The following is a 12,167-nucleotide window of genomic DNA, read 5'->3' as shown; positions in this document are numbered from 1 at the left end:
TTACGAATTAAATATTAACCGATTAAACTAATACACCCATTTTTCCGTGGCTGTAGACTTATCAATCATGTTTTTGTACAATTCGGATTTTTGCAAAAGATCCGCGTGTTTGCCTTCCGCTTCTATTTTGCCTTCGTTCATGACAATAATTTTATCTGCATTTTCGATGGACTTTAATCTGTGCGAAATGATGATAACTGTTTTATCCTTGATAAGTTTATTTAAACTTTCCTGAATTTTCATTTCGTTTTCGACATCGAGGGATGCACTGATTTCGTCCAATATAATGATGGGGGCGTTTTTTAAGAAGGCGCGGGCAATCGAAAGACGCTGGCGTTCTCCGCCTGAAAGACGGCTGCCGTTTTCTCCGACAAAGGTATTCCAGCTTTCGGGCAGGGCTTCGATAAACTCGGTACAGTTTGCAAGACGGGCGGCTTCCTTTACTTCTTCATCAGTAGCATTTTTATTTCCGACGCGGATATTTTCCATAATCGATGTGTTGAATAAACCTACATCTTGGAATACAATCGAAATCTTTTCAAAAAGACTGTCCGTGTCGATTTTTGCAATGTCCTTTCCATCGATGAGAATCTGTCCCTTGTTGTAATCATAGAGACGAGAGGCCAAACGGAGTACGGTTGTCTTTCCGCAGCCCGAAGGACCGACAAGAGCCGTAACCTGATTTTGTTCGGCCGTAAAAGAAATGCCGTCGATAATTTTTTGCCCGTCATTATAAGAAAACTCAACATCTTTAAATTCGATGCCGTATTTTTGTAAGTTTGCGGGAGAGCCTTCCTGTACTTCGGTTTCTCGCAGCTCATTGATACGCTTAACGCGTGAATCAATGTACATAATCTCTGCAAGGTTTGCTTCGACAGCTGCAACTGCATCGATAATGCGCGAGGCGGCAATGACATAGCCGATAAAGTACAGAAGAGAGGCGGTTCCGGCTAAGTACATTTTTAAACCGAAAAAGACCGTTATCCCGACAGAAAACTTTAGTGCTGCAAGTGCGATATTGAGCGGAATCGCTTGATGGGCTTCAACCGATAGGTGAAGTTTTTCAGCTTCATCGACATTGCGGTTTAATTTTTCTGCAACCGTATCCGTGCGGCCGTAGCTTTTAATTTCCTGTTGAAGCTCAATCGCTTCTTGGAAAAACTCGGAACGTTGTCTTTGTTTGTGGAAGTCTCTTGTGGTTTCCCGCACTTGAATCTTCTTTGATAAAATAAGCAGGATAAAGCTCACTACTATCGGTGCAAAGACACAAAGCCCCAAGGCCGGATGGGCTATAATCATCATTGTGCCGATAATTAAAAGATAAATTACCAGTCCTATTGTTTGCGGAATGGCGTGGCTCAATGCGTGTTCAAGAGTTGCGACATCCGCCATAACGGCTTGCGACAAATCGGAAATATCGTGTTTGGAAAAATATGCAAGCGGCAATGCTTTTAAGCGGTTTGCAATTTCGATTCGCAGCTCCTTACATTCTTTAAAAGTTACCGTGTACAGCGTGTTATAATTTACATGTAAAAGAATGTACATTACCACCGCAATGGCCGCAATAAGGCCTGTATAAAAGTAAGCACTTTTGAGCGAGCCTTCAAAGTAGCCCTGCAAAAAAAACATAATCAAAAACATCGGCAGGATATAGGCGATGTTAGAAAACACCGACCATACCGAAGCCGTAACCAAATCCCGAGCACCATGCTCGGTAACTGCAAATAATTTTTGTAATTTCTTTTTCATTTTACACTCTCCACTCGTTTGCCTTAGAATACAGTTTCTGCAGCTTGCTGTACTTTCCGCCTTTTTCCATAAGCTCTTTATCGCTGCCTCGTTCTATTATGTTTCCGTCTTCGACAACCAAAATTTCATCGACATTTTTAATCGAGCTTAAGCGGTGAGCAATCATGATTACCGTTTTGTTTTTCATCAGATTGGAAAAGGCCTGCTGAATCTCGTATTCGTTTTCAGGGTCGGCGGCAGCTGAAGCTTCGTCCAAAATAATGATGTCCGCATTTTTTAAAATGGCTCTGGCGATTGCAATACGCTGGATTTCTCCGCCGGATAAATGTACGCCTTTTGAGCCGATTAAAGTGTGTTCTCTATCTTTAAACTTATCCAAGATGTCTTCACATCTGGCAAGGCGGAGTGCGTTCATCACTTCTTCATCGCTTGCATCCTTATTTCCCATTTTAACATTTTCAAAAATACTGGTTTTAAAAAGTTTAGATGTTTGGAACACAAAGGCGATATTTTTCATTAAGGCGTTTTTGGAGTACGAGGCAATATTTTTTCCGCCGATTAGAATTTCGCCTTCATTTATTCTATAAAAACCTGAGATAAGTTTTGCTATTGTACTCTTTCCTCCGCCCGATGATCCTACGAGTGCATAGGTTTTATTCGGTTCAAGTTTAAAGCTCACGTTTTTCAAAATCTTTTCTTCATTGTAACCGAACGAAACATTTTTAAATTCAATACCGAAGTTGTCGAATTTTTCTTCAGTTCCGTGGGTTATGTTATCCTTGCTCATTTCGGTAAAAAGATTTTCCAGTTTGTCTACAACGCTCTTCGCCTGAAAGTTGTACATGCCGACATACATAACACGCATAAAAGAAGCAAAGAGAATTCCTGTAAAACATACATAAAATACTATTTTTGCGATGATGAGATTTCCGTCCGCACCCTTATTCATATAATAAATTGCTGCAGGGATTGTAAAGGCGGCAAACAAATTGAACAGCACTTGAAACATAACATAAGGGCTTCGGCAGCTGAGCGTGTACTTGTATGCCAAATCGGAATAGTCGATAATTGCCGTGTAAAACGATTTGAAGGATTCTACCGTGCTATTAAAGATTTTTACAACCTGCATACCGCGTACGTACTCCACCGCTTCGCTGTTCATCCTTTCCAAGGCTGCCATGTATTTCTGCATAAAGTTCTTATTGCCCATCATAAACATCATCTGCACACCGCCGATTATCGCGATAATGCTAAGCAAGATACCTAGTTTTATGTCTACCATAAAAACAATGACGAACATTAAAATCGGAGTAAGAAGGGCGGCTACGTTGTCGGGAATAAGGTGAGCGACAATCATGTGCGTTTCCTGCGCGTTGTCGTCGATGATTTTGCGAATCTTTCCCGAATTGTTTATATCGAAAAAAGCAAAGGATGCATTCATCAAATGTTTGATTGCCTCTTTTCGTAAATTCGATTCAAGACGGAAACCCAAGACATGCGATGCCCATAGGGACGCGAAATACACAACCGAGTAGCCGAGCATAAGAGCTACAATCACCGTTGCATAAAACGATCCGTCCGTAACGCTTTTTGTAACCAAAAAGGCGTACAAAAACTTCCATAAGTACCAAAATGCTCCCATTTGGCAAGCAACGCCTAAAGCGGAGCAAATAATGGAAATATACACGCAGTGTTTTTTTTCAGGTGTATATTTCAATAATCTTTTGTATGTGTCCACAGTGACACCTCCTTTATTTTTTGAAAATATGCGGGCATCTGCTCCACCTATTTTCAAAAATGTTTATTCCATTTATCATAAGCAACCTCTATGACGTTGCTAAAATATACATAATCACCGTATCAGAACCGCCACGGATGGCGGTAGTGCCAAGCAGTAGCAAGTTTTTCGTTAGAAAAACTCGTCGTTGAAAAGTGTACACGGAGGTACGCTTTTCAACACACCTGCGGGTAATTTTTGCTCATGCATCGTATCTGCACCGTCTATTTGCAAAAGGCTTATTCACGGAATTAATCGTCGGAATAATAGTTTCATTACCAACTACAAATTATCCATTACCCTTTACTTGTTCCATCCAATATTGTTTCCAGCCGGCGCAATGGTATACGTTAAAATCGAGCACATAATCCACTGCTTCTGTTTTTTTTAAGTTATGATAAAAAATCTCTTTTAAATTTTCAAAGCTGATCGTTACCATGACGTGAATAAAAAACCGTATGCGACGCGACAGTTTAACGCCGTCTTGTTTCAGCCATTGAAGTGTTTTACGGTCGATTAAATCGATTGCTTTATCAAAAATGCGCTCATAGGAGCTTCCCTTCGAACAGCAGACAATCAGTTTCATCGCATCCCAATTATCGTAAAAAAAATCCACCATTTTTAAGAACCGGCGTTGCGATAGTTCGATAATTGCTGAAAGATCGCTTGTTTTCATACCGAAATTTTCAGCGTCGAATACATCGCGATGCGCTACTATGTCTAAGAATTCGTCGAACACGCCGCTCACAAGAGCTTCGAATATGCCGTCTTTGTTATCAAAAAGGTTATATAGCGCCCCTGTCGTAACCCCTGCCTTTTCGGCGATGGCGCGCACGTTAGTATCTGCAAACTCCTTGTTCAAAAATTCCTGCTTTGCCGCATGCAAAATTTTTGTCCGTGTGTTTAGCTCATCCTTATCGGCGAATATCTTTTCCGTATTGTTATCCATATTTTTCATAACCCTTCTACTAATCAATAACAATGTTACTAAAAAGAGCTGAAAATGTCAAGCAGGGGTAATTATCATAATGCAAAATTCGGATATGAAAAGGAAACATCGAGCAGTGTTATTATTCCGATAACTGTTCCAAAATGAAATCTAAATATGTTTTACTCGATGCCGTAATTACTGTAATATCAGGCCAAACTTTTACCATCAATCAGTTTTCTTCAGTTCATGAATTTGACATACAAAAAATCCTACAAAATAGATAACGGAAAAATACCAATCTTGATTAAATCCTTTAAAGTCGATACGTTTCCTTGTAGTCCTTGTTTAATCTTGGTATTTTGTGTAAAATTGAGGTATTACAAATATTGATTGCCATATTAAGATATTATTTTTATGGAAGATAAGGAGAAATATATGAGTGTTACAAAAGATATTGAAAGCTTAATCCCCCACAGAAAGCCTTTTTTGTTTGTGGACGAGATTATCAGCGCTGACGAAAACGGTAGTGTGAGCGAACACGTCTTTACCCAAGACGAATTCTTTTTTAAGGGGCACTTCCCCGAATACCCTGTTGTGCCGGGAGTTATCCTTGTAGAAACAATGGCACAGGCCGGAGGAGCTGCTTTGAGTTTTCAAAAGATTTTTGAAGAAGGCTCTTTATTTTTCTTGGCTACAGTCGATAAGGTTAAATTCCGATCTCAGGTTAAGCCCGGCGACAAGGTTAGAATGGAGGTTACAAATTTACGTGTATCTCCCCGAATGATTAAACAGGCAGGAAAGGCTTATGTAGGAGACACCCTTGCCGCCGAAGCCGAATGGATGTGCCTCGTCGGCAAAGAAGCTTAAAGCCTATTTTGAAACATAGCCCCCTGCAAAGTCCATAACGCTTACGGCACCGTAGGGGGCTTTGCCCTCATCGTTATAACCGATACCTACCTTCTTAAATATCGGGTTGAGAATATTTTTGCGGTGTCCACGGTTCATAACTCCATCGTCGATTAAAAGCTGTGCTACAATTTCTTTCCCCGTTTTAGTGCCGTATGCACAGTTTTCACCTGCCTTTATAAGCCACTTTCCATAACGGTTCATACGGTCAAACGGAGAAGACCCATCGCTGCCGTTATGACCTATTTTTCCCGTATTAGCCTGGTCATCGGCAAGCCACTGGGCAGAAAGACACAGGCCGTTTTCAAGCGCTAAAGTTTCCATGGGGTTTGTATTTATCAAAACATCAATACATTCTTGTACTGCCGGTGCCCCCTCATTTGTTTGTAAAGGAATTTGTCCCGGAACTTTATAGAGTTTTCCGTCAAAATATTTCAGTCGGGGCTTAAGCTCCTCTTCTGCATATTTTTTAGGGTCACTTCTCACTCTGTTAAGTTCAGTTAGAATTTCATTTACAATATGAACATTTTTGGGTTTACCTAAAAAAAGATTTTCACATGAACTTAACAAAATAAAGATTGCAAAGAGCCAAAGTGCAAATAACTTGTTTTTTATATCCTTACCTCCGCAAAATTAAATGTATAATTACCATAATTGAATAAAACAAATTAAACGAATAATTATAGCATGAATTATGTCTTATATCAATATTACTTGATAATTTTTATTTTATCAATTATACTTTTTAACATGGAATACACAAAATCGATTGCGGAATGCATCAAAGCTATTGAAGTTGTAAATTGTTTTGGAAACGATAAATCTCTTATCAATTCTGTAGAGTATGATTCACGTAAGGTTAGGGCTTACAGTTATGACGATAAGACGGACTTAAAAAAAGGGTCCGCCTTTTTTGCTCTGCCCGGGATTCATACCGACGGGAAAAAATTTATAAATTCTGCAATCGAAAACGGAGCCGTCTGTATTTTTTATGAGGGAGATTTAAATAATCATTCTTGTGATGAAATTTGTTTTGTTCAGGTGAACGATGTGCGCAAAACCATGTCCAAGGTTTCTGCCCTTCTTTATGATGAACCGTCAAGGACACTAGGCGTAATAGGTGTTACCGGAACCGAAGGGAAGAGCAGCACTGTTTCTTTTATCTTTCAGCTTTTAAACCTTTGCGGGAAAAAAGCCGGCTTTTTTTCTACCGTCGAATATTCCATAGACGGAAATGTAATTCCGAACCCGGAACATCAGACTACTCCCGAATCTAATGTCGTTCAGCTGCGTCTGGCTCAAATGAGGGATTCAGGCTGCAGCTATGCCGTAGTTGAAGCCTCGTCGCACGGTCTTTCCCCTAGGACTGCCCGTCTTGAAGATGTGATTTTTGATGCAGGTGTTTTTATGAATGTAACTCAGGAGCACTTGGAATTTCATGGAACCATTGAGCAGTACCGATATGACAAGGCAAACCTTTTTAGAGCTCTGGATAAAAATCAGGGAAAAGGATTTCCCATATTCGGAATAGTAAACTATGAAGACCCGTCCGCTCCTTATTTTATGGAAGCAACTCAAAAAAATGTCTACCCTTTTAGCACCGAGCTTAAAGACCTAAAAAAAATTGAAGAATATGAAGGCCTTTTTGCAAAGAATATTGAAGAGTCTTCAAGCGGAATTAAATTTACGCTTTGCGATTTTTCCTCAAAAAAAGAATACGGGTGCGAATTAAAACTTGCAGGAATCTTTAATGTAAAAAATATTCTCGCCTCGGTCTTGGCAGTACAAAGAATTACGGGCCTTGATATCGCGTGCATAATCGAAAAACTTCCTCTTGTAAAACCTGTAAAGGGAAGAATGATGCTGATAGATGAGGGACAGGATTTTGAAGTGCTTATCGATTATGCTCACACCCCTTCTTCCTTTATGACAATTTTTCCTTCAATAAAAGAACGCATAAAAAAATCGGGAGGGAAGGTTATAAGTCTTTTCGGTTCAGGCGGAGAAAGAGATGTAAAAAAGAGACCCGAACAGGGAAGGATTGCAGCCCTATATTCCGATATTGTAATTCTTGCAGACGAAGACCCTCGCGGGGAGGACTCTCTTGAACTTTTGGAAATGATAGCCGCGGGCTGTCCCGAAAAAAAACGCGGAGAAGAACTCTTTATAATCCCCGACCGCCCCTCTGCAATCAAAAAAGCTTTCAGTCTTGCCGACAAAAACGATGCAGTCCTCCTTTTGGGAAAGGGACACGAAAACTCCATCATCTTTAAAGATAGAACCATGCCCTACGATGAAGAAACAACGGCAAGAAAATTATTAATCGACGCAGACTGTACAAATCCGTAAATATTGGATACAATAACAGTAACATAATTATAAGGAGTCTATTATGGCAGGAAAATTTGAAATTTACAAAGACAAATCAAACAAATTCCGCTTTAGATTAAAAGCAGGAAACGGTGAAGTAATTGCTGTAGGTGAAGCTTATGAATCAAAAGCCGGTTGTTTAAGCGGCATAGAATCCGTGCGCAAAAATGCACCTGATGCTACAGTTGTTGAAGTTTAAAACAACTGATTTTTAATCCCACGGGCTGTCTTAAAAGTTAGGCTATTTACGGCAGCCCCTTTAAATTTATCCCAATCCATTTTTTTTACCTTGTCTAAAGAATAAACCGAAAACTTCGTAACAATGCCGGATTCCAAAGGGCGGCAAGTCCTTTGGCAATTTTTGAATCAGCCTCTTGTAAATAGGCGAGGCAGATACAAGGCACGAACAAAAAACACCCGCAGTCGTGCTTTTTGCAGAATATATTTTTATACTACTTTGCATATCCCAACCTTTAAATTTGCTTAAATCATTTGTTTTTAATACTTAACTAAAGAACGTATTTAAACATTGCACAATAGTCCGGGTTCTTAGGGCATAGCCCTAAGCAGCGCGAGGAAAAGGGATGGGGTTATAGGGGAAGGGAAAAACCCCTGCTCTGAACGGGGGTTTGTCCTTTCCCCTAAATTATTTATAAGAGTATGGATAACAACATAATATCCGAAGGCCTAATCCCCCTAATTCGGCTTGCCTGCCCTATGGTTTCGGGGCGTATTTCTTTTAGGCGGGTTCTCGACTCGGTAGAAAGGCCGGAAACTGCATCATAGTCAAAGTCGGCCGGAATTTTAGTGTTTTCCATACGTTTCACCTTGGCTATCTTCCTGTTTTGAACGGCGATGTAGTGTTCATACCTTATTTCAAGCTCGGCCGATTCCAAAAGTTCTGCGCTGTAATCCTTGGAATTTTCATCTATTGAGCATATACATTCAAGGGAAACTTGAGGGTCATGGAGGGCATCGGCAAGGCTCTTCCCGATATGGTTTTTAAGTTCGGGATTTTTTGCAATGAGTTCCCTCGTAATCTTTATATCCTTCCATAGCGATATTATTCTTTCTCTGGTTAAAAGTTTTTCCTTTAGGCGGTCAGAAGCCTCCTTGGTTTGAAGCCCTATTTGATAAGCCCTTTCCGTGAGCCTTTCATCGGCCGTGTCATGCCTGAGGTTCAGCCTGTATTCTGCACGGGCCGTAAACATTCGGTAAGGCTCATCCACTCCCTGAGTTACAAGGTCGTCTATCATAACACCTATGTAGGCCTCATCCCTCTTTAGCACAAAGGGAATATATTTTTCATCTTTAAATTTTAGAGAGCGTGAAAAAAGGGCTGCGTTTATACCGGCGATTATGCCCTGGCCTCCGGCTTCTTCATAACCCGAGGTTCCGTTTATCTGCCCTGCCAAAAAGAGGCCTTCAATCCGCCGTGTCTGAAGATCCGATGAAAGCTGGATCGGCGAAACATAGGCATAGTCTACGGCATAGGCAGGACGTGTAATTATTACCTCCTTAAAGCAAGGAATGGTTCTTATCATTCTGTCCTGCACGTCTTCGGGAAGAGAGGAAGAAAGCCCGTTTATATAAAGCTCTTCCGTGTTTAAGCCTTCCGGTTCTATGTAGACATGGTGGCGGTCCCGCTCGGGGAATTTTTTAATTTTATCTTCGATGGAGGGGCAGTAGCGGGCTCCCGTTCCTGTAATTTTGCCCGAAAAAAGGGCTGCCCTGTGAAGGTTCTCCCTTATTATATTGTGGGTTTCCTGATTGGTATGAGTTATATAGCATTTTGCATAGGGCCTGTGTATTTCCGCATTTGCAAAAGAAAAGGGACGCATAATCTCATCGGCTTCCTGCTCTTCGGTAAGGGAAGAATCGAAGGAGCGGCGGAGGATACGCATGGGCGTTCCCGTTTTAAGTCTGCCCACGGTAAAGCCCTTCTTTGCAAGGGCGGGGCCGAGGCCTATGGCTGCTCTTTCGCCAAGCCTTCCGTCGGGAGATTCGTATTCGCCTATGTAAATCTTGCCTTCCATAAAGGTGCCGGTCGCAAGGACTACCGCCTTAGCCGAAAATTCCCTACCTCTTTCCGTCTTTACATACTGAATGCATCCCTTTTCTACATAACCCGATTCATTTGTGTTTGAGGAAACTATATCGATAACGGTGTCCTGAAAAACATGGAGGTTCTTTTCAAGCTCTATTGCGTGCTTTGCCAGTTGAGAATAAAGAAATTTGTCGGCTTGAACCCTCGGCGCCTGAACTGCCGGCCCTCGGCTCTTGTTTAAAAGCCTGTACTGAATCATCGAGGCATCTGCAAGTTTCCCCATTTCGCCGCCGAGAGCGTCTATCTCGCGGACTATGTTTCCCTTGGAGATGCCGCCTATCGAAGGATTGCATGAAAGGCGGCCCGCGCTGTCGAGAGTCTGGGTAATCAGCAGGACAGCTTCCCCCATTCTGGCGGAAGCTAGGGCGGCTTCAATGCCTGCATGTCCTGCACCTACGACGATTACATCATAATCGGAAAATCTATACATTTTCTTGTAAAACTCTTATTTGTAAAATTCTGCAAAGGCCTTTGTAATATATTCCTGATCTTCGGTGCCTCCCAATTCACGCACCGAATGCATACCCAGGATGGGGTTTCCGATATCGACACTCTTTATGTTAAGGTTAGAAACGGAAATCGGGCCTATCGTCGAGCCGCCGGCCATATCGGAGCGGTTTACGAAGTTTTGACAGGGAACCTTTGCCCTTGCACAGATATCCCTAAAGATTGCAGCCGATATGCCGTCTGTAGTATAGCTCATGGAAGCAGCTACCTTAATTGCGGGCCCCTTGTTCATAAGCGGGAAGTTTGTAATATCGTTTTTTTCCGTATAGTTGGGATGAAGGGCATGTGCCTGATCCGCAGAGATTAAAAAGGATTTAGCCAAGGCTTTTTGCAATTCTTCAAAAGCATTTCCCTTTGAGGTGCTTACGATTATTCTTTGCAATGTATCGTGGAGGAAGGGGCTGCCCGCTCCTTGGGCTGTCCTTGAGCCGACTTCTTCGTTGTCAAAGATAGCGGCAACCTGCACAAAATTTGAAGGGAGGGCATCGCCTAGGGCATCGATGGAGGCACAGGCCATTCCAAGGTTATCTATTCTTCCTACAGAAAAGAACTCATCGTTTGCTCCGATAAAGCAGCCGGGCTGTCTGTCATAGAGGTAGAGGTCAAAGTCCAAAATCTTGTCAACCGTTACTCCGGCTTCTTCGGCGATAAGGTTCATCAAAAAGCCTTTTTCTTCAAGTTTTTCGTTTATTAAAGCGATTAGCGGGAGGGTGTCTTTTTGCTTGTTAAATTTATAGCCGTCATTTATTTCCCTATTCATGTGAATGGCAAGGCTCGGAATTGTCAAAAGGTTTTTATCAAAGTTGATAAGTTTTACTTCGGGTTTTAAAAGATCGCCGGTTTTTATGATAACCCTTCCTGCAGCCGAAAGGGGCCTATCAAACCATGTTGAAAGGATTACCCCTCCGTAACCTTCTGTGTTTAGTTTTAGATAGTGATTGTTTACTTTAATTTCGGGATTGGGCTTTATTCGGAAAGTAGGAGAATCGCTGTGGCTTCCTACAATCCTAAAACCGTTTTCGGCATTGCCCGACTTAGGCATCTGCCATGCTATTAAAGCGCTTCCATTATTTGTTACAAAATATCTTCCTTGAGGCTTTAACTCAAATGTGTCTTCTCTGTTTAAATGAACAAAGCCCTTTGCTTCTAAAAATTCGCCTGCATTTTTTATTGCATGGTAAACCGATGGGCTTTTGTCGATGAATTTCATCAACGCTTCCGCTTTTTTCATATTCTAAGCTCCTTATTCTGATGTATTGAGGATTATATCAGAATATGGAATTCAAGGCAATGCGTTCCCCTACAAAAATGCTGTAAGTGCGGTATAATTACGATAAACATCTACTATGTTAAAGTAAAAAATTACAGTTTTTCTATTTCTGATTCGGGAAGGCCTGTCATTAACAAAATTTCAGAAGTTGGATAGCCTCGCTGTTTCATAAGTATAGCTGTTTCTCTCTTAGTTTTATAAGCTCCTCTATCCAATAGCATCCATTTCAAAAGTAGACATTAATCTGTATTCCTGTCTTGCTTGTTCATTATTTTTTATTGTTTGTATCATAGCGTCTATCCTCCTTGTAAATTTACTCTTTGCTTTACCTGTTTTAAGGTATTCTAAAAATTCCTTTAATTCCTTATTTTTAGTATCATTAAAGGCTTCTGCGTTTATTGTAACCTTTTTTGTTCCATCGTGTAAAGATATATTTTTATCTTACAAAACATGAAATCGTCTTGCAATGTTAAATCTTCAAATCTTTTTACCACTTCTTTTCTCCTATTAATTTTTTAAATTCCCTCTCCCCATTATGTTTATAAGAGTT

Annotated in this window: 9 protein-coding genes and 1 pseudogene; 3 read left to right on the top strand and 7 right to left on the bottom strand. The window is 41.0% G+C overall.

Annotation, left to right across the window (positions count from 1 at the left end):
* Positions 1-27: 27 nt before the first annotated feature.
* From HYB91_RS08880 to HYB91_RS08870, 3 genes are all read right to left on the bottom strand, one after another.
* Entirely contained in the window at positions 28-1,749 is a 1,722-nt protein-coding gene (locus HYB91_RS08880) for an ABC transporter ATP-binding protein (protein WP_002694158.1), read from the bottom strand.
* Between the two features lies 1 nt (position 1,750).
* Complete coding sequence (locus tag HYB91_RS08875; RefSeq protein WP_002677196.1) at positions 1,751-3,487, bottom strand: ABC transporter ATP-binding protein; 1,737 nt, start codon at positions 3,485-3,487, stop codon at positions 1,751-1,753.
* Between the two features lie 328 nt (positions 3,488-3,815).
* Entirely contained in the window at positions 3,816-4,484 is a 669-nt protein-coding gene (locus tag HYB91_RS08870) for a TetR/AcrR family transcriptional regulator (protein ID WP_002672140.1), read from the bottom strand.
* A 408-nt stretch (positions 4,485-4,892) separates the two neighbouring features.
* Between HYB91_RS08870 and fabZ the strand changes: the two genes are divergently transcribed.
* The gene (gene fabZ, locus HYB91_RS08865; protein ID WP_002670104.1) at positions 4,893-5,324 is read left to right on the top strand and encodes a 3-hydroxyacyl-ACP dehydratase FabZ; all 432 of its coding nucleotides are present in this window, start codon (positions 4,893-4,895) and stop codon (positions 5,322-5,324) included.
* A gap of 3 nt (positions 5,325-5,327) precedes the next feature.
* Here the strand turns inward: fabZ and HYB91_RS08860 are convergent, their stop codons facing one another.
* Entirely contained in the window at positions 5,328-5,978 is a 651-nt protein-coding gene (locus HYB91_RS08860) for a CAP domain-containing protein (RefSeq protein WP_044909823.1), read from the bottom strand.
* A 72-nt stretch (positions 5,979-6,050) separates the two neighbouring features.
* On the opposite strand from HYB91_RS08860, the gene HYB91_RS08855 reads away from it, so the two are divergent.
* Complete coding sequence (locus HYB91_RS08855; RefSeq protein ID WP_002677200.1) at positions 6,051-7,712, top strand: UDP-N-acetylmuramoyl-L-alanyl-D-glutamate--2,6-diaminopimelate ligase; 1,662 nt, start codon at positions 6,051-6,053, stop codon at positions 7,710-7,712.
* A 43-nt stretch (positions 7,713-7,755) separates the two neighbouring features.
* Entirely contained in the window at positions 7,756-7,932 is a 177-nt protein-coding gene (locus HYB91_RS08850) for a YegP family protein (protein ID WP_002677201.1), read from the top strand.
* 451 nt (positions 7,933-8,383) lie between these two features.
* On the opposite strand, the gene mnmG is transcribed toward HYB91_RS08850, so the two are convergent.
* The 3 genes and pseudogenes from mnmG to HYB91_RS08835 form a co-directional block, all read right to left on the bottom strand.
* Positions 8,384-10,270 (bottom strand): tRNA uridine-5-carboxymethylaminomethyl(34) synthesis enzyme MnmG, encoded by a 1,887-nt coding sequence (gene mnmG / locus HYB91_RS08845; protein WP_253719478.1) that lies wholly within the window; start codon positions 10,268-10,270, stop codon positions 8,384-8,386.
* Positions 10,271-10,285: 15 nt separating this feature from the next.
* Complete coding sequence (locus HYB91_RS08840) at positions 10,286-11,578, bottom strand: M18 family aminopeptidase (protein ID WP_002682090.1); 1,293 nt, start codon at positions 11,576-11,578, stop codon at positions 10,286-10,288.
* Between the two features lie 131 nt (positions 11,579-11,709).
* Positions 11,710-12,058, bottom strand: a pseudogene (locus tag HYB91_RS08835) (hypothetical protein); the annotation flags it as partial.
* Positions 12,059-12,167 lie beyond the last annotated feature (109 nt).

The sequence above is a fragment of the Treponema sp. B152 genome (assembly GCF_024181665.1).
Lineage (GTDB): Bacteria > Spirochaetota > Spirochaetia > Treponematales > Treponemataceae > Treponema_B > Treponema_B denticola.
This window is presented reverse-complemented; position numbering and strand designations above follow the sequence as displayed.

What these genes read in the sequence shown, in the direction of transcription:
- HYB91_RS08880 (WP_002694158.1), bottom strand. Translation starts at nt 1,749, where the DNA reads ATGAAAAAGAAATTACAAAAATTATTTGCAGTTACCGAGCATGGTGCT.
- HYB91_RS08850 (WP_002677201.1), top strand. Translation starts at nt 7,756, where the DNA reads ATGGCAGGAAAATTTGAAATTTACAAAGACAAATCAAACAAATTCCGC.
- mnmG (WP_253719478.1), bottom strand. Translation starts at nt 10,270, where the DNA reads ATGTATAGATTTTCCGATTATGATGTAATCGTCGTAGGTGCAGGACAT.
- HYB91_RS08855 (WP_002677200.1), top strand. Translation starts at nt 6,051, where the DNA reads ATGAATTATGTCTTATATCAATATTACTTGATAATTTTTATTTTATCA.
- fabZ (WP_002670104.1), top strand. Translation starts at nt 4,893, where the DNA reads ATGAGTGTTACAAAAGATATTGAAAGCTTAATCCCCCACAGAAAGCCT.
- HYB91_RS08840 (WP_002682090.1), bottom strand. Translation starts at nt 11,578, where the DNA reads ATGAAAAAAGCGGAAGCGTTGATGAAATTCATCGACAAAAGCCCATCG.
- HYB91_RS08870 (WP_002672140.1), bottom strand. Translation starts at nt 4,484, where the DNA reads ATGAAAAATATGGATAACAATACGGAAAAGATATTCGCCGATAAGGAT.